The 17,376-nt window shown below is 69.0% G+C and carries 18 protein-coding genes; 13 read left to right on the top strand and 5 right to left on the bottom strand.

Going from position 1 to position 17,376, the window contains the following annotated elements; all coding sequences use genetic code 11:
- Window positions 1–34: 34 nt before the first annotated feature.
- Window positions 35–1,159 (bottom strand): phosphoserine transaminase, encoded by a 1,125-nt coding sequence (serC, locus tag ACIA58_RS00090; protein ID WP_396401375.1) that lies wholly within the window; start codon window positions 1,157–1,159, stop codon window positions 35–37.
- Between the two features lie 108 nt (window positions 1,160–1,267).
- On the bottom strand, window positions 1,268–2,119 hold the full coding sequence (locus tag ACIA58_RS00085) for a phytanoyl-CoA dioxygenase family protein (protein ID WP_396401374.1): 852 nt from the start codon (window positions 2,117–2,119) through the stop codon (window positions 1,268–1,270).
- Window positions 2,120–2,220: 101 nt separating this feature from the next.
- Here ACIA58_RS00085 and ACIA58_RS00080 point away from each other — a divergent pair, with 101 nt between their 5' ends.
- Window positions 2,221–2,973: a helix-turn-helix domain-containing protein gene (locus ACIA58_RS00080; protein WP_396401373.1), complete on the top strand. Its 753-nt coding sequence runs from the start codon at window positions 2,221–2,223 to the stop codon at window positions 2,971–2,973.
- Here ACIA58_RS00080 and ACIA58_RS00075 read toward each other — a convergent pair whose 3' ends face one another.
- On the bottom strand, window positions 2,974–4,086 hold the full coding sequence (locus ACIA58_RS00075; protein WP_396401372.1) for a citrate synthase 2: 1,113 nt from the start codon (window positions 4,084–4,086) through the stop codon (window positions 2,974–2,976).
- Window positions 4,087–4,213: 127 nt separating this feature from the next.
- On the opposite strand from ACIA58_RS00075, the gene ACIA58_RS00070 reads away from it, so the two are divergent.
- The 3 genes from ACIA58_RS00070 (at window position 4,214) to pdxH (ending at window position 6,552) form a co-directional block, all read left to right on the top strand.
- Window positions 4,214–4,816, top strand: a complete 603-nt coding sequence (locus ACIA58_RS00070; RefSeq protein WP_396401371.1) for a hypothetical protein — start codon at window positions 4,214–4,216, stop codon at window positions 4,814–4,816.
- A gap of 31 nt (window positions 4,817–4,847) precedes the next feature.
- Window positions 4,848–5,798 carry a hypothetical protein gene (locus tag ACIA58_RS00065; RefSeq protein WP_396401370.1) on the top strand — a complete coding sequence of 317 codons (951 nt, stop codon included), beginning with the start codon at window positions 4,848–4,850 and terminating at the stop codon, window positions 5,796–5,798.
- A 109-nt stretch (window positions 5,799–5,907) separates the two neighbouring features.
- Window positions 5,908–6,552 (top strand): pyridoxamine 5'-phosphate oxidase, encoded by a 645-nt coding sequence (gene pdxH / locus ACIA58_RS00060; protein WP_396401369.1) that lies wholly within the window; start codon window positions 5,908–5,910, stop codon window positions 6,550–6,552.
- Here the strand turns inward: pdxH and ACIA58_RS00055 are convergent.
- Entirely contained in the window at window positions 6,498–8,681 is a 2,184-nt protein-coding gene (locus tag ACIA58_RS00055; protein ID WP_396401368.1) for an MMPL family transporter, read from the bottom strand. The genes pdxH and ACIA58_RS00055 overlap by 55 nt on opposite strands.
- Before the next feature lie 115 nt (window positions 8,682–8,796).
- On the opposite strand from ACIA58_RS00055, the gene ACIA58_RS00050 reads away from it, so the two are divergent.
- The 4 genes from ACIA58_RS00050 to ACIA58_RS00035 all read left to right on the top strand — a co-directional run bounded on the left by ACIA58_RS00050 (window position 8,797) and on the right by ACIA58_RS00035 (window position 11,689).
- Window positions 8,797–9,528, top strand: a complete 732-nt coding sequence (locus tag ACIA58_RS00050) for a TetR/AcrR family transcriptional regulator (RefSeq protein WP_396401367.1) — start codon at window positions 8,797–8,799, stop codon at window positions 9,526–9,528.
- Window positions 9,529–9,797: 269 nt separating this feature from the next.
- Window positions 9,798–10,088 (top strand): hypothetical protein, encoded by a 291-nt coding sequence (locus ACIA58_RS00045; protein WP_396401366.1) that lies wholly within the window; start codon window positions 9,798–9,800, stop codon window positions 10,086–10,088.
- Window positions 10,088–11,074 (top strand): SPFH domain-containing protein, encoded by a 987-nt coding sequence (locus ACIA58_RS00040; protein WP_396401365.1) that lies wholly within the window; start codon window positions 10,088–10,090, stop codon window positions 11,072–11,074. Before ACIA58_RS00045 ends, ACIA58_RS00040 begins: the two co-directional genes overlap by 1 nt.
- A gap of 6 nt (window positions 11,075–11,080) precedes the next feature.
- Window positions 11,081–11,689, top strand: a complete 609-nt coding sequence (locus ACIA58_RS00035) for a CGNR zinc finger domain-containing protein (protein WP_396401364.1) — start codon at window positions 11,081–11,083, stop codon at window positions 11,687–11,689.
- On the opposite strand, the gene ACIA58_RS00030 is transcribed toward ACIA58_RS00035, so the two are convergent.
- Window positions 11,682–12,404: a hypothetical protein gene (locus tag ACIA58_RS00030; RefSeq protein WP_396401363.1), complete on the bottom strand. Its 723-nt coding sequence runs from the start codon at window positions 12,402–12,404 to the stop codon at window positions 11,682–11,684. The two genes, ACIA58_RS00035 and ACIA58_RS00030, sit on opposite strands and share 8 nt — an antisense overlap.
- Before the next feature lie 237 nt (window positions 12,405–12,641).
- On the opposite strand from ACIA58_RS00030, the gene ACIA58_RS00025 reads away from it, so the two are divergent.
- The 5 genes from ACIA58_RS00025 (at window position 12,642) to ACIA58_RS00005 (ending at window position 17,280) form a co-directional block, all read left to right on the top strand.
- A complete protein-coding gene (locus tag ACIA58_RS00025; RefSeq protein ID WP_396401362.1) occupies window positions 12,642–13,295 on the top strand; it encodes a TetR/AcrR family transcriptional regulator in 654 nt (217 codons plus the stop codon).
- Window positions 13,296–13,449: 154 nt separating this feature from the next.
- Window positions 13,450–14,403: an ROK family protein gene (locus ACIA58_RS00020; protein WP_396401361.1), complete on the top strand. Its 954-nt coding sequence runs from the start codon at window positions 13,450–13,452 to the stop codon at window positions 14,401–14,403.
- Window positions 14,400–15,530, top strand: a complete 1,131-nt coding sequence (gene nagA, locus ACIA58_RS00015) for an N-acetylglucosamine-6-phosphate deacetylase (RefSeq protein ID WP_396401360.1) — start codon at window positions 14,400–14,402, stop codon at window positions 15,528–15,530. Before ACIA58_RS00020 ends, nagA begins: the two co-directional genes overlap by 4 nt.
- The gene (locus ACIA58_RS00010) at window positions 15,518–16,432 is read left to right on the top strand and encodes a 1-phosphofructokinase family hexose kinase (protein ID WP_396401359.1); all 915 of its coding nucleotides are present in this window, start codon (window positions 15,518–15,520) and stop codon (window positions 16,430–16,432) included. Before nagA ends, ACIA58_RS00010 begins: the two co-directional genes overlap by 13 nt.
- 11 nt (window positions 16,433–16,443) lie before the next feature.
- Window positions 16,444–17,280 (top strand): ketose-bisphosphate aldolase, encoded by an 837-nt coding sequence (locus ACIA58_RS00005; RefSeq protein WP_396401358.1) that lies wholly within the window; start codon window positions 16,444–16,446, stop codon window positions 17,278–17,280.
- Window positions 17,281–17,376: the final 96 nt, after the last annotated feature.

Here is a 17,376-nt window from a genome sequence, read left to right as displayed (position 1 = left end):
CGGACAAGGTACGGCGGCTGTTCGGCGGAGTGGGTTACTTGAGGTTCTCGACCACGTAGTCGATGGCCTGGGTCAGCTTCTCGACGTCGTCGGGGTCCACCGCGGGGAACATCGCCACGCGGAGCTGGTTGCGGCCGAGTTTGCGGTAGGGCTCGGTGTCGACGATGCCGTTGGCGCGCAGGACCTTCGCGACCGCGGTGGCGTCGATGGCGTCGTCGAGGTCGATGGTGCCGACGACGAGCGAGCGGGCGTCGGGGTCGGCGACGTACGGGGTGGCGTACTCCGACTTCTCCGCCCACGTGTACAGCCGGTTGCTGGAGTCCGTCGTCCGGGCGACGCTCCACTCCAGACCGCCCTGGTTGTTGATCCAGTCGGTCTGCTCCGCCATCAGGAACAGCGTGGCCAGCGACGGCGTGTTGTAGGTCTGGTTCTTGCTCGAGTTGTCGACCGCGGTCGCCAGGTCCAAGAACGCCGGGATCCAGCGGCCGGACGCGGTGATCTCTTCGACCCGGGCGAGCGCCGCCGGGCTCATCAGCGCGATCCACAGGCCGCCGTCGGACGCGAAGCCCTTCTGCGGCGCGAAGTAGTAGACGTCGGCCTCGTTGATGTCGACCGGCAGACCGGCCGCACCCGACGTGGCGTCGATGGCGACCAGCGCACCCTCGTCGGCGCCGGCGACGCGCTTGACCGGCGCCATCACGCCGGTGGAGGTCTCGTTGTGCGGCCACGCGTACAGGTCCACGCCGGCCTCGGCCACCGCGACCGGACGGGTGCCGGGCTCGGACTTGATCACCGACGGGTCGGCCAGGTGCGGCGCCTGCTGAGCGGCCTTGGCGAACTTGGACGAGAACTCGCCGAAGTTCAGGTGCTGGCTCTTCTCCCGGATCAGCGCGAACGTCGCCACGTCCCAGAACGCGGTGGATCCACCGTTGCCGAGCACGACCTGGTAGCCCTCGGGCAGCTGGAACAGGTCGGCCACGCCCTCCTGGACGCGCTTGACCAGGTTCTTCACCGGGGCCTGGCGGTGGGAGGTGCCGAGCAGCTTGGCGCCCTCGGTCGCCAGTGCGGCGACGGCTTCCGGACGGACCTTCGACGGGCCCGAACCGAAGCGGCCGTCAGCGGGCTTGAGCTCAGCAGGAATCTGAATGTCGCTGGTCACCAGCGTGTTCCCTTCGTCGTCTGCACTTCAGAAAGCCGACGACGCTGTCAGCGCACCCCATCCTCGCACACCCGGCCCAGCCCGCCGCCCGGGGGCTCACCGCACGGACTACTCGTGCTTGCGCGTGATGGTCTGGGTGCCGGTCAGGACCGCGACCGGCCCGTCCGGGGTCTCGGTCCACTCGCCGCAGGCACCGCCGCCTTCGGCCACTTCGAGCGTGAGCTCGGTCCCGTCCATCCGCAGCGCGGGGTGGTAGTACTGCGCCACCCGCTCCGCCTCGCCCTCGATGTAGTGGCCGATCAGCGCCCGCCGGAAGCGGTCCGTGGTGACGTTGGGGTTGCTGCCATGGACCAGCGCCCCGTGGAAGAACAACACGTCACCCGGCTCCATCTCCACCGGTACGGCGGACCCGGTGGAAGGCAGCGGCACCGTGACATCGGTGAAGCTGACCGTGGTGTCGGCCTTCTCCGTGCAGAGGATCGGCCAGCGGTGCGAACCGGGCACGACCTCGAGACATCCGTTCGCCTCGTCGACCCGGTCGAGCGCCATCCACGCGGCGACACACGTGCCCGGATCGGCCTTCAGGTAGAAGTTGTCCTGGTGCAGCGCCTGTCCGCGGGAGCCCGGCGGCTTGAAGTAGACCATCGTCTGGACGGCGTACGGCGACCTGCCGAGCAGCGCCGTCATCACCTCGTCGATGCGCGGGTCGATCATCCACTGCAGCGACGCCTCGTCCCACCGGTGCATCTGCGCCATCCGCGGGTAGCGCTTCAACGGGTCACGGTCGGTGGAGTCGTGCCCGGCGAAGTCGTTCGCCCGCGGACCGCGCTGCCGGACCTCCATGTAGTGGTCCCGCAGCCGGTCGACCTCGTCGGCGCCGAACAGCCCACGCACCAGCGCGAACCCGGTCTGCTCGAACTCTTCCCGAAGTACGGTGTCGACATTGGATGAAACGCTCATGCACAACTCCCGCGTCTGTGCCCTACGCTGCCTGACGGGACCAATTCTCCTGCCTGGTACCGGGACCGGACCATGGAGGATTTGCGCGAGGAGTTGAACTTTTGTTGCATCGACTGGAGCTCGAGCGGATGTCCGCGCCGACCTTCTGGCGGTGTGAGCCGAGCTGGTCCTGGACCTCGCGCCCGCTCGCGGACCACCTGCTCTGGTGCGTGATGGACGGTCGTGGCGAGTTGGTGCTCGACGGCGACCGTCAGGATCTGCACCCCGGTGTCTGCGCGGTGTTCCAGCCCGGCGACGCCCCGCGCGCCACCCATGACCCGCACCGACGGCTGCTGGTCTTCGGGATGCACTTCCAGACAACAGGAGCGGCACCCGACCCACGTTGGGGCGAGGTGATGGACCGCGAACTGCTCGGCGTTCTCGCCCGTACGAGCGACGCGTCGTACCGCCGGCAGGACGTACTCGGCCGGCGCCAGGCGGAACTGTGCCTCGAGCAACTGATCGCACTGATCTGGGACGCTGTCCACAACCCGGGCCGCAGCGTCACCGACACCGCGGTCGACGAGATCGCCCGTCAACTCCGTCAGGATCCCGGCCGCGACTGGACCGTCGCGGAGATGGCGTCCAAAGCTTCGCTCAGCCGGGCGCAGTTCACCCGCCGCTTCGTTGCGCAGTTCGGGATGTCACCGGCGCAGTACCTGATCCAGGCCCGGATCGACCGCGCGCACCAACTGCTCACCGAGAGCGGCATGACTGTCACCGAGACAGCCACGGCCCTCGGCTACACCGACGTCCCGTACTTCAGCCGGCAGTACAAACAACGCACCGGCCGCACCCCGAGCCAGGACCGCTAGCTACGCCCAGTCCGGGTTCCAGCCCTCGATGGCGTCGGCGGGGCGGGACGCGGGGCCGGAGTAGATCGCCGACGGCCGGATCAGCCGGCCGGTCCGCTTCTGCTCCAGGACGTGCGCACTCCAGCCGGCTGTCCGTGCGCAAGTGAACATCGACGTGAACATCGGCGGCGGCACCTCGGCGAAGTCCAGCACGATCGCCGCCCAGAACTCCACGTTCGTCTCCAGCACGCGGTCCGGCCGGCGCTCGCGCAGCTCGGTCAGCGCGGCCTGCTCCAGCGCCTCCGCGACCTCGTACCGCGGTGCGTCCAGCTCACGCGCCGTACGGCGAAGCACCCGGGCGCGCGGGTCCTCGGCGCGGTACACGCGGTGCCCGAAGCCCATCAGCCGCTCGCCCGCGTCCAGCAAGCCCTTCACGTACGAGCGTGCGTCGCCGGACCGCTCCACGCCTTCGATCATCGTCAGCACCCGCGCCGGCGCACCGCCGTGCAGCGGACCGGACATCGCGCCGACCGCACCGGACAGCGCCGCGGCGACGTCCGCACCGGTCGATGCGATCACCCGGGCGGTGAACGTCGACGCGTTCATGCCGTGCTCGGCCGCGGACGTCCAGTACGCGTCGACCGCCTGCACATGCTTGGGGTCCGGCTCGCCGCGCCAGCGGATCATGAACCGCTCGGTGATCGTCTTCGCCTTGTCCACCTCGCGTTGCGGCACCATCGGGTGGCCGACGCCGCGGGCCGCCTGTGCGACGTACGACAGCGCCATCACCGCCGCCCGGGACAAGTCGTCACGGGCCTGCACGTCGTCGATGTCGTAGAGCGGCCGCAGACCCCAGGCGGGTGCGAGCATCGCGAGCGCGGACTGTACGTCGACCCGGACGTCGCCGGTGTGCACCGGCAGCGGGAACGGCTCGGCCGGCGGCAGGCCCGGGGTGAACGCGCCGTCGACCAGCAGGCCCCAGACGTTCTCGAACGGCACACGACCGACCAGGTCCTCGATGTCCACGCCGCGGTAGCGGAGCGCCGAACCTTCCTTGTCCGGCTCGGCGATCTGCGTGTCGAAGGCGACCACGCCTTCCAGCCCGTGCTGCACCTCGGTCCTTGGATCAGACATGCGACTCCCTCGTCCTCGTGTCGGCGCTCCCGCAGCATAGTTCTCGGAACTGGTGACAACACAGCTTTGTGACCGGTTCGAGCCGGTCACAGCTCGGTGGACCGGTCACAGGTCTAGTGTCGACGGCATGGCCAAGCCCCTCCCCGCCCTAGGGCTCGTGATCGGCGTCATCGCCGCCTATGCCGGACTGGTCGGCGCGTCGTACGCGACCGCCCGGCTGATCCTGCGGGTCCAGACGTTCCGCCATGACCTCGGCCAGGTGCTGCCGTGGCTGGCGGCGGTGGTCGCCATCGCGGTCGTGCTCGGACTCCTGATGATGGCGCCGGCGATCGGGTCCGGTGTGACCACCGGCGCCGGACTGTTGCTGACCGCTTCCGGACTCGCCGTGATCCTGCTGCCGGTGGCGCAGGCGATCGACGTGGTGAAGCTCTTCCAGTTGCCGGGCACGCGGTTCGGCGTTTCGTACCTGCTGTCCGACGGGTCGGCCGTTCTGCTCGGCATACCGCTGCTCCTGGTCGGCATGCGTCGCTGGGCCGTCGACGCCAAGGTGGCGAAGCTCATGGCAGGCCCGGGGCAACTACAGGACAGCCGTGGGTATCAGCCCGGTTACCCGCAGCAGCAGCCGCAGCAGCAGTGGGGCGGCTACCCGGGCCAACAGCAACAACCGCCGCAGCAGCCGTACCAAGGCCAGCAGCCACCGCAGTACCCGGGCCAGCGGCCGCCGCAATAACTTTCGCCGCGGAGCCCGCATCAGGCTCTGCATGGACACCCTGGTCGCCCACACCTTCGACAGCGCCGCACGCGCCGCGGCCGGTCGTGCCCGCGTGGAGGCGTATTACGGCGCTCGGCCCCAGGTGACTCCGGCCGAGGAGCCGCCGGAGCTCGACCGGCTGTTCGAACTGCGGCTGCCGGACGGGTGCGTTTGGACCAATCGGCCGGTCGCGGCGCTCCTCTTCGCGGGGGTGCCGGCCGTCGCCTCGTCGCGGGGCTGGACCTTCGCCGCGGCCTGCGGGTGGTTCATGGACGACAGCACGCCGTACGACGGTGTGCTGGCTGTACCCGGAGCAACACACATCGTTGCCGACGGCCACCGTCAGGCGGTTGTCCGGCCGGAGCCGGTGGAGCTGATCGGGCGGGCCCTCGACTGGCACAGGTACGCGGAGGGACTCGCGTCGTCCAACCGGCTGTTCGAGGCTCCGCCTGACGGGTTCGCCACGACCGAGCCGGTCGGTGAGGTTGCCCACGGCTACTTCTATCCGCGCAATGTGACGGAACTCGACGCGCTGTCGTTGCCGGACAAACTGCGTGCCTTCAGCAATCATCTGCAGACCAGGCTGATCCCGGCCGCCGGCCCGACGCAGGCGGCCCGTGCCGCCGTGACCGGGCGGATCGACCGCGTGCTGCAGACCGCTGCCGACACCGGTATCGAGGATGCGACGATGCTCGACTACTTCTACGAGGTCGAGCCGCTGCGTCGAGGGGGTACGCCGTTCACCCCGAACGAGATCCGGAGGAACCTGGCCTCGGCCGTCGACCGCGACCTGATCGAGCCGCTGCTCACCGACGTCGAAGGCTTCGGCGACCTCAGCACGCTGTGGGCCGCCTCGGTAGCCGGCGCAAGCTCGGCAGGCGGCGAGGCAACCCTGCGCCAGGCCCTCTGGCGAGCCACCTTCGATCAACACCTCGCCGAGGTAAACCGCCACCTCCCCTGACCCACCCCTGAGCAACGGATGCGGTCCACCCCTCTCCCGCCCTCCCCCTCTCCCGCCCCTGAGCGGAGCAAAGGGGCGGTTGCGTTTTTCTTCCCAGTAGGCTCGAAGCGTGGACCTTGCGGAGATGCGGCGTACGTACGGGCTGGGGGAGTTGCTCGAGGACCAACTGGCCCCCGACCCGATCCAGCAGTTCGAAACCTGGCTGCAGCAGGCCCGGCACGCCGGGCTGGCCGAGCCGAACGCCATGGTGCTGGCCACGGCCGACGGGGACGGCCGGCCGTCGGCGCGGACGGTGCTGCTGAAGCGCGTCGACCAGCGGGGATTCGTCTTCTACACCAACCAGCAGTCCCGCAAGGCCGACGACCTGGCCGCCAATCCGCACTGCGCGCTGGTGTTCCCATGGCACGCGATGGAGCGACAGATCCGCATCGAGGGCACGGTCACCAAGCTGCCGGGCGATGAAGTGGACGAGTACTTCGCCGGCCGGCCACGCGAGTCACAGCTCGGCGCGTGGGCGTCCCAGCAGAGCCGGCCGGTCGATTCCCGGGAGGAGCTCGACCTGCAGTACGAGTCGTACGAGCGCCAGTGGCCGGAGGGCACCGAGATCTCCACGCCGTACTTCTGGGGCGGTTACCTGGTCGCCCCGGAAGCGTTCGAGTTCTGGCAGGGCCGCGTCGGCCGGCTGCACGACCGCCTGGCCTACCGCCGCACCAGCTCCGGCGACTCCTGGGAGCTGGTCCGGCTCCAGCCCTGAGGCTCGTCGGACTCGCGGAAGCCGTGGCGATCCCACCAGCGCACGAGCGGCTTCGGCGCCCACCAGTTCGCCCGGCCGAGTAGCCGCATCGTCGCCGGCACGAGCAATGCCCGGACGAAGGTCGCGTCCAGCGCGATCGCGATCACCAGTCCGACGCCGATCATCTTCACGAACACGATGCCCGACGTGGCGAACGCCGCCACCACGATGATCAGCAGCAACGCCGCACTGGTGATGATCCCGCCCGTGCGCTGCAGCCCGTGTGCGACCGCCTCGGTGTTGTCGCCGGTCCGGTCGTACTCCTCCCGGATCCGGCTCAGCAGGAACACCTCGTAGTCCATCGACAGCCCGAACAGTACGGCGAACAGCAGCACCGGGTTCGTCGCGTCCAGGAACCCGGCCGGTGTGAACCCGAGGAACCCCGACAGGTGCCCGTCCTGGAAGATCCACACCATCGCCCCGAACGCCGCCGACAACGACAACACGTTCATCAGCAACGCCTTCGCCGGCAGCACGAACGAGCCGAAGGCCATGAACAGCAGCACGAACGTGACCACCACGATGAACCCGCCCATGTACGGCGCACGCTCCTTCAGCACCTGCAGCAGATCGATCACCGCCGCCGTCTCACCACCGACCTGTACCTGCGTCCCGATCGGCGCCGGCACCGCCCGCACCCCGTGTACGACGTCCCGCGCCGCCAACTCCTGCCCGGTGAAATGGGTGTGCGCGACAACGGACGCGACACCGTTGGCGTAACCACCGATCCGCACGTTCTCCACGTCCCGCACCTGCTGCAGCCGGGAGATGTACGGCGCCAACGCCACCGCCGGATCGCCCGGGGCGGCGTCGAACCGCACCGCCGCGTAGATGTCCGACCCGCCGGCTCCCGGGAAGTCCCGCTGCAGTGTCTCGGTCACCGTCCGCGAGGTAGCGCCCGGCGGCAACGATCGATGGTCGACGCCGCCCAGCTGCGCCGACAGGAACGGGATCCCCAGAATCAGCAGCACCGGGACGAGCACCAGCACGTACCGCACGGGCCGCCTCATCACACTGTGCGCCAAGCGGTACCAGGCGCCGTGGGAAGCGGAAGCCTTGCGCGGCTTGAAGATTCGCAGGCTGTTCACCCGGTGCCCGAGAACGGCGAGCAACGCCGGTAGCGCGGTGAGCGCCGCGATCATCGCGATCGCCACGGCGGCAGCACCGCCGTAGGCCATCGACTTCAGGAACATCACCGGGAAGAGCACGAGGCTGCTGATCGCCACCCCGACGGTCACCCCGGAGAACGCGACCGTCCGCCCGGCCGTCGCCATCGTCGCGGTCAGCGCCGCCTCGACATCGTTGCCGCGAGCAAGTTCTTCGCGGAACCGGGTGACGATGAACAACGCGTAGTCGATCGCCAGCCCGAGCCCGATCATCGTGACGATGTTGATCGAGAAGATCGACACGTCGGTGACCGCCGACAACCCGCGCAGCAGCACGAACGAGCCGAGGATCGCGAGCGCGCCGACGAACAGCGGCAGCGAGGCCGCGACCAGACCGCCGAAGACGAGCACCAGCAGCACCAGCACGATCGGCGTCGAGATCGACTCGGCCTTGACGATGTCGTGCTCGGTCTGGGTGTTCACCTCGTCGAAGACCGCGATCTCGCCGCCGACCTTCGTCTCCAGCCCCGGCGGCGCGGTGCGGACCTTCGAGGCGATCCGGTGGAACGTCTCCAGCCGGGCCTCCTGATCGGCGCCGGCCAGCGTGAGCACGGCGTACGTGCTGTGCTGATCCTTGGATACGAATACCGGCGACTTCGTGCTCCAGTACGTCGAAACCCCGGTCACGTCGGCGGTCGGCAACCCGGCGAGCTGGTTCTCGACGGACTGCTTGAACGCCGGGTCGGCGACGGTCTCGGACGGGCTGCGGTACAGGACGACGACGTCGGTGCCGGTGCGGCCGACGCTCTGCTCGATCGTCGCGACGGCGTTCGCGGCCTCGGTGTCCGGCGCGTCGAAGCCGCCGTTCGCCAGCGAGCCGAACACGCCGGTACCCCAGGCCAGTCCGAGGACGACGAAGACACCGGTGAGGGCGAGCACCAGACGGCGGCGCCGGTATGTGAAGTGGCCGAGCGTCTCGAACACGAAACTCTCCCCAGCGAGTAGATTTGAGCGGCAGGAGCTTGAGTGAACAGCGTTAACTGTTAACGGTGTTCACTCTAAACTCCGGCCCTACCGCGATGTCAAGGAGAGTTTTCTGGTGGAGGACGGTGGAAGCCGGGACCGGCGGCGAGCTGCGACGCTGGCCGAGATCAAGGCGGCCGCACGCCGGCTGCTGGTCAGCGGCGGCTCGGCCGCGGTCGGCCTGCGGGCGGTGGCGCGCGAGCTCGGCCTGACCCCGCCCGCGCTGTACCGGTACTTCCCGAGCCACGAGGCGCTGATCGGCGCGATGATCGCCGATCTGTACGACGAGCTGACGACAGCGCTGATGCAGTTGCAGACGACCGAAGACGTGCCGGACCTGGGCGAGCGGCTGTACCTGCTGGCGAACGGCCTGCGGGACTGGGGGCTGGCGCATCCGGCCGAGTTCGCCCTGCTCTTCGGTACGGCGGTCCCGATGACGGACGCGGACGGTCACGACGAGACGCCCGGGCATCAGGCGGCAATGCGGTTCGGTGCGGTCTTCAAGGAACTGGTCGCGCAGATCTGGCACTGGAAGCCGTTCCCGTACCCGCCCGACGAGCTGCTCGGCAAGGAGCTGATCGCCCAGCTGACGGCGGAATCGGAGCACTTCCAGGGCATGCCGCCCGGCGCGATCTACCTGTCGCTGACCTACTGGACCAGGCTCTACGGCCTGATCTGCATGGAGGTCTTCGGTCAGCTGCACTGGGTGCTGCCGGACGCCGGCGCCTACTTCGAGGCGCAGCTCCGGGAGATCGGCGAGGCGCTCGGCCTGGACTGCCCGCCGGCCGACGAAGAAGCCGGGGCATAAAAAAGCCTGCGGGCGCTTCCAGAGACACGACCGGGTGGCCGAACTCAGGGTCAGGCGGACTACCTGACTGCCCGCAGGCCCGGTGGCTGGCGTTGTATTGGCCGACCACTTGCCCACTTAACTGTGGTTGGCGGTTAGCCCGCCGCCACCTCACGAGTCCGATAGCAATTCATGCGTTGGACCACCTCCCTTCGCGTGTACTGCGAACTTACTGTCCGGCGGTCAACGGTTCAACCGTTTTTCGCCCTGGGATGAACGACAATCGGGACATGATCGAACTGGGTCTGATCCCGCTGCTGGTACTGATCGGAACCGCCTGGTTCGGATGGGCGTCGTACCGCCGGGCCGTCCAGGCAGAGCAGGCGCTGGCCGAGGTCAACGCCGAACACCGGGCACTGACACGCGAGGTCAGGTCGCTCGAGCGGGCGGTCGCGGCTGCCGAGCAGGGCCTGCGTACGCTCAGCTCGCATCCGTCGGTACCGCGCGACGTCGCGGTCACCGCCGACCTGACCCTCGCCGACGTACGGCGCCTGGTGGAACGCAAGGAGATCGACGACTGATGGCAAAACTGGGGAACGCAGCCGCCGCGATCAAGCCCAAGGGCGGCGGCAGCGTGAAGGCCAAGGTGATCGGCGGCCTGATCGTCGCGGTGATCGTGATCATCGCGCTGTTCAACATCTTCAACTTCGCGAACACCGACGCGAACCGGATCGGCCTGCACTACGGCGGCGGCGTGATCGAGGACAAGAAGTTCAAGTCGATCGTCCCGCCGGGCTCGACGAACGAGCTGATCGGCCCCGGCGACACGCTCTACACCTACCCGATCGACCAGCGCTCCTACATCATCGGCGGTGACGGCGCCGACACCGACGCGGCCGACGAGGTCACCGTGGTCAGCAAGGACAACGTCCGGCTCGGCGTCCGGGTCCAGGTGTACTTCACGCTGAACCGGGACAAGGACGTGATCAAGTCCTTCCACGAACGGATCGGCCTGAAGACCGAGGCCTACGAGGAGAGCGGCTGGAACGACATGCTGCAGAGCTACTTCCGGCCGCAGATCGACCGGGCGCTGGCCGCGGTCGCGACCAACTACGGCTGGGCCGAGCTCTACAACAACGAGGCGAAGAAGTCCGCGTTCCAGAGCGCGGCGGCCAAGGAGTTCACCCGGCTGCTGCCGGCCGCTGTCGGCGGTGACTACTTCTGCGGCCCGGGCTACAACGGCAGCAACGACTGCGGCGAGCTGTCGTTCACGATCCAGAAGCCGATGCCGCTGGACAAGGGCATCATCGACGGGCTCGAGGCCAAGCAGCGCGCCGAGCTGGCGAAGGCCACCCAGGAGCAGAAGAACCAGCAGGTGAACGTCGAGCTGCAGTCGGTCAAGCAGCAGGTCGCGATGCTCGGTGCGAACGGCTACCTGCTGAAGACCGCGATCGAGTCGGGCAAGATCCAGTTCATGGTCATCCCGCAGAACGGCAACGTCAGCATCCCGGTGCCGACCACCACGCCGTCGACCCCCGGCGACCAGCCCACCCAGCCCGCCAGGTAGTCCCCGATGAATGCGCTGCCGTCCCACCTCGAGCTTGTGCAGGGTGTCGTCCTGCCCAAGCCGGTCGGCGCGCATCCGGTCCTCGACTTCGTCAACACCCGGTCCGAGTGGACCACCCGTGGCCCCGCCCGGACCGAGTGGCTGACGTCGTACGAGGCCTTCCTGATCTGGAACTCCTACATCGGCCTGTTGTCACCGGCCACCGTGTTCCGGCTGATCGAGCAGGCCGGCAGCAGCTCGACCGAGGCGGCCAGGCGGCTCCAGGCGACCCTGGACTTCCGCGTCGATCTGTACGACGTCCTCACCGACCAGGCGGCCGGGACGACCTTCGAGGCGGCCGCCCGGCTGATCGAGAAGGCGTACGGCGGTCGTCGGCTGGTCTCCACCGACGACGGACTGACCTGGGAGCTGCGCGAGGACCTGGCGCTCCCGCTCCACAATCTCGCCCTGCTCGCCGGCGACCTGCTCACCGGCCCGTCCCGCGAGCACGTCCGCACGTGCCCGTCCTGCGGCTGGTTGTTCCTCGACCCGCGCGGGCGCCGGCGCTGGTGCTCGATGGCGACCTGCGGCAATCGCGCCAAGGTCCGCGCCCACGCGGCCCGGGTGGCTAATTGAAGGCAGCCGGGTCGACCGTGATCCAGGTGTGCTTGGCGCGGGCGAGCACGCGGCCGTCGGCGTCGTAGAGGGTGCTGGCGGTGAAGGTCTTGCGGCCGTCCTCGCCGAGGTAGCGGCCGAGCGCGACGCACTCCTCGCCGACCTGCGGTCGCGCGTCGATGCACGCGGTCAGCTGGCCGAGCACCGAGGGGCGGCCTTCGAGGTCGATCGTCCAGCCGCCGGGGCAGTCGAGCGCCGCCCACAGGAACACCTCGTCGACCAGTCCGCCGGTCGCGAGGTCCGCGGCGGGCTTCCAGGTGCACGCCGTACGCCCGTCGCCGATCGGCCCCGGCTTCAGCTGCAGACCGCCCTGGTTCGCCGGTCCGCAGACGAAGCAGCTCGGGAACGGATGGTCCTGCAACCCGCGGTACGCCGACTCCGCTGCTCGAGCTTCCTGCGGCAACACCGGATCGATCGTCGCGTCGGCGAGGAGATCGCTCTCGACCGGTACTGCGTCCGCGACCAGACCGTCACCGTCCGTAAGCCGTGCGCCGTCGCCGGCGACCGACAATGCGAGGTCCTTCTGCAGCGGTGGCGGCTTCCGCAACCGGACCTGTGGGACGAGCGCGCCGTTCAGTTGCGCCGCCAACGTCGTCCCGACCAGGCCGGCGACGTATCCGCCGTTGCCCGACCGCTCCGGCCCCCGGAAACGCTGCTCGACCCGCACGAAAGTCATGGCTCCGGACCCTAACCCAATAACAGGTTTCACCCGAATGTGTACGGGCCGTGGTGGAGGTGTGAGTGCGGAGAACCTGGGAAGGAAAGGGTTTCAGAGAAATCTGAGGATTTCTCGAGACAACCGAGCTGAGCCCTCCAGTTCAAACGACCGTTTGAACTATGCTGACTTGCAGGCTACTGCGCGTGAGCAGGTGGGGTGCCTGCGCGAGCGGTAGTCGGGGGGAAGGAGAACTCTGTGGAAACACCGGTCGAAACGACCCGGGAGAGACTGCTCAACGTCGCTGAGCAGAGGTTCGGTGAAGGGGGTTACGAGGGCACGTCGCTGCGCGCCATCACGGTCGCGGCGGCCGCGAACATCGCGGCGGTCAACTACCACTTCGGTTCGAAGGAAGCGCTGCTGCGGGCTGCCGTGGCGCGGGCGATGGCGCCGGTCAACACCGAGCGGCGGCGCCGGCTGGACCAGTTGGAGGCCGGCGGGCCGCCAACGCCGGAGGAGCTGATCCGGGCGTTCATCGAGCCCGGTCTGGAACTCGTGCTGCACCGCGGCGAGCGCGGCGCGTTGGTCGCGCGGTTCATCGGGCGGATCGCGTTCGATCCGAGCCGGCGGATCCGCGAGCTGTACGCGGCGGAGTCGGATCCGATCGAGAGTCGCTATCTGGCCGCCCTGCAGCGGGCATTGCCGCAGGCGTCGCCGGAAGCGGTCGCCTTCGGGTACATGAACATGCTCGGTCTGCTCGCACTGCACCAATCGCAGGCTCTGTCCCCGACGCCGGGTGCCGCCGGCCCGGGGAACAGCGGAAACACTGCGAACACCGAAGATCCCGGCAAGCTCGCCGAGAACCTGGTCGCATTTCTGGTCGCGGCCTTCGACGGCGGCCTGCGGCCCTGATCGAGGGTTGTCTCGATGCCCCGGAAACCGTGGATTCCCTGCCCACGGCTCCCGGGTCTCCCTGATCCGGACCGAGCAGTGGTCCGGGTGAGTTTTGTCCGTGTTTTGCTCACGGATGTTCGGACCGTCGGGTAACGCTGCATAATGGCGCTCCGTGGACCCCTGTGAAGTCGTGGTTGCCGTCGACCTCGGTGGAACCCGGATGAAGTGCGGCCTGGTCGCCGCCGACGGTGCCGTGCTGCACCGCGAGACCAGGCCGACGCCCCGGGCTGCGTCGGACGAGCGCGGCGGCGGTCGAGTCGTGCTCGAGGCACTGCTGGAGACCGTGGTCGAGCTCAGCCAGAAGGCGACCGCCGACGGTCATCGGGTGCGTGCCATCGGGGTCGTGGTGCCGGGCGTCATCGACGCCGAGCACGGCACCGTCGGCGCCGAGAACCTGGAATGGGTCGCGACGCCGGTGCTGGCCGAGCTCAAGGGCGCGATCAGCGACGACGTGCCGATCGTGCTCGCCCACGACGTCCGCGCCGGCGGGTACGCCGAGTTCCGCCAGGGCGCCCTGGCCGGTACGACGAACTCGATGTTCCTCCCGCTCGGTACCGGGATCGCCGCCGCGATGATCGTCGACGGCTCCTTGGTGAGCGGCGACGGGTACGCCGGTGAGCTCGGCCACTCGAAGTTCATCTACGGCGACGCTGCCGAGCTGTGTGCCTGCGGTCAGTGGGGCTGCCTCGAGACGGTCGCCTCCGCCGCCGCGCTCGCCCGGCGGTACACCGCCCGCACCGGGCGGACCGTGGATGGCGCTCGCGAGGTGATGGAGCTGCTGGCGGCCGGAGACCCGGACGCCGCCAAGGTCTGGCAGGACGCGTTGGCCGCTCTGATCGACGCCCTGGTCCTCTACACGACCCTGGTCGCGCCGACGCGGATCGCGATCGGCGGCGGCTTGGTCGGAGCCGGTGAGACCCTGCTGCAGCCGCTGCGTGAAGGTGTGCACGCGCGCCTGACGTTCCAGCGCGAGCCCGAGATCGTCGCCGCGGTGCTGGGCGAGGAAGCAGGCATGCTGGGTGCGGCGCAAATGGCTTGGGATCGCGTTGAGGGGGACAAGGCATGACGACGTACCGCGTGGGCCGGGTGGTCACGCCGGACGACGTGCTCGAGAACGCCTGGATCCAGGTGGTCGACGAGGACATCCATGCGTTCGGCCGCCGGTCCGAAGGGATGCCGGCTGACGGCAAGCGGCCGGAGGACCTCGGCGACGTCACCGTCGTACCGGGATTCGTCGACATCCACACACACGGTGGCGGCGGGTCGTCGTACTCGACCACCGACCCGGAGGAGGCGCGCAAGGTCGCGGCCTTCCACGGCAAGCACGGTACGACGACGACGCTGGCCAGTCTGGTCTCGGGGCCGCTCGACGTCCTCGTCTCGCAGACGGCGTGCCTCGCGGAGCTGGTCGCCGACGGTGTGATCGCCGGCGTCCACCTGGAAGGGCCGTTCCTGTCCAAGGCGCGCTGTGGTGCGCACGACCCGGCGCTGCTGCGGCCGCCGCTGAAGGACGACGTCGCGACGGTGCTCGGCGAGGCCGTGAGGATGGTGACGATCGCACCGGAACTCGAGAACGGGCTGGAAGCGATCCGCCAGGTCGGCGACGCGGGCAAGGTCGCCGCGCTCGGGCACACGGATGCGACGTACGAACAGATGGTCGCCGGTGTGGACGCCGGCGCGACCGTGGCGACGCACCTGTTCAACGGCATGCGGCCGTTCCACCACCGCGATCCCGGCCCGGTCGGCGCCGCGCTGAACGACGAACGCCTGCTGCTCGAGGTGATCAACGACGGCATGCATCTGGACCCCCAGGTGGTCCGCGTCGCGCTCGCGGCCGCCGGAGTGAACCGGATCGCGCTGATCACCGATGCGATGGCCGCTGCCGGGATGCCTGACGGCCGGTACCAGCTCGGCGACCTGGCCGTTGATGTGACCAACGGTCTGGTGACGCTTGCCGAGGGCACGCATTCGATCGCCGGCAGCACCCTCACGATGGATGTTGCCTACCGCAACGCGGTGAAGGCCGGGGTGTCGCTGGTGGACGCGTCGCGGATGGCCTCGACGACCCCGGCGCAGCACTTCGGCTGGTACGACGTGGGCTCGATCGAGACCGGCAAGCGGGCGGACCTGGTGCTGCTGGACGACGAGTACGCCGTGCGGAAAGTGATGCGGGCAGGGTCGTGGCTGGACTGATCGGGACCGTTACCCTCAACCTCGCGCTGGACGTGACGTACGAGGTCGACGAACTGCAGGTCGGCGGGAGTCATCGTGTCGAGCGGATCCGTCGGCGGGCCGGCGGCAAGGGTGTGAACGTCGCGCGGGTCGCGGCGACGCTCGGGCATCAGGTGCTCGTGCTCGGATTCGTCGGCGGTGTGACCGGTGAGCTGGTGGCCGAGGAGCTGTTCGACGCCGGGCTGACCGCTTTGCTGACACCGATCGCGGGCGAGACCCGCCGTACCGTTGCCATCGTCAACGAAGTCGACGGGGACGCGACGATCTTCAACGAGGCTGGTCCGACGGTGAGTGCGGACGAGTGGCGCGCGTTCCTCGACCGGATGCCGTGGGGGCGGATGAACGTCCTCGCGTGCTCGGGCAGTCTGCCGCCAGGGTTGCCTGCCGATGCGTATGCCGAGATCGCCGTACGCGGCCGGCATCACGACGTACTGTCGGTGATCGATGCCGGCGGCGACGCGTTGACCGCCGCGGCGAAGGTAGGCGCGGTGGTGCGGGCGAACGCATCCGAGCTGCGTGCAGCCGTCGGCGATGTGGACGTGGAGGAAGGCGCATCGGAGCTCGTCGCGCTCGGTGCATCCGCTGCCGTCATCACCGATGGCGCCCGCGGGATGGTTGCCGCCAGCAAGAAAGGTGTCTGGCGTGCCCTGCCGGTCGAGACCGTGAGCGGGAACCCGACCGGTGCAGGCGATGCCTGTACGGCGGTGGTGGCAGCAGCTGTTGCGGAATCGCCCGAGCCCGACTGGTCCGTCGTACTCAAGTCCGCCGTTGCCGCATCCGCGGCCGCCGTCCTGACCCCGGTTGCCGGGGACATCGATCTGGCCGCCTACCGCCGCTGGCAACCCCAGGTCACCGTTAATTAGAAGGAGTTCTCATGCCGTTGGTTTCCGGGGTCGAGGTGGTATTGGCTGCGGCCAAGGCCGGCCGTGGTGTTGGCGCGTTCAACGTGATCCAGCTCGAGCACGCGACCGCGCTGATCGCAGGGGCCGAGCAGGCTGGTGCGCCGGTGATCCTGCAGATCAGCGAGAACGCGGTGAAGTACCACGGCTCGCTCAAGCCGATCGGGGTGGCGACGCTGGCTGCCGCGGCCGCCTCGACGGTGCCCGTCGTCGTACACCTGGATCACGCGATGGATCGGGACCTGGTCACCGAGGCGGTCACGCTCGGGTTCACGTCGGTGATGTACGACGCGTCCAAGCTCGAGTACGCCGACAACGTGGCGGCGACGACCGAGGTGACGGCGTACTGCCATGACCACGGCGTCTTCGTCGAGGCGGAGATCGGCGAGGTCGGCGGCAAGGACGGCGTGCACGCGCCGGGTGCCCGCACCCGACCCGAAGAGGCCGTCGCCTTCGCGGAAGCGACCGGCGTGGACGCCCTCGCCGTGGCCGTCGGTTCGTCCCACGCGATGACCGAGCGCACGGCGACGCTCGACTTCGACCTCATCACCCGCCTGCACGAGGCCGTCGCGGTCCCGCTGGTCCTGCACGGCTCGTCCGGTGTCGCCGACCCCGACCTCACCCGCGCCGTCGAGGCCGGCATGACGAAGGTCAACATCGCGACCCACCTCAACAACGTCTTCACCGACAAGGTCCGCCAGATCCTCGCGGAGAACCCGAAGCTCGTCGACACCCGCAAGTACCTCGGTCCGGCGCGCGACGCCGTCGCGACCGAGGTGGCCCGCCTGCTCGGGGTGCTGAAGGCGGTCTAGATGTACTCGGCCAGGACGTTGGTGACGTTGGGGTTGGTGGGTTGACGTAGGGAAGACCTCCGGAGTGCGGTGGAGATAGCCGTCTTCACCAGTCCG

It is taken from the genome of Kribbella sp. NPDC051586, from assembly GCF_044453965.1.
In the GTDB taxonomy this organism is placed as follows: Bacteria; Actinomycetota; Actinomycetes; order Propionibacteriales; family Kribbellaceae; genus Kribbella.
The sequence above is the reverse complement of the archived record's forward strand: the minus strand, read 5'-3'. Positions and strand labels throughout refer to the sequence as shown.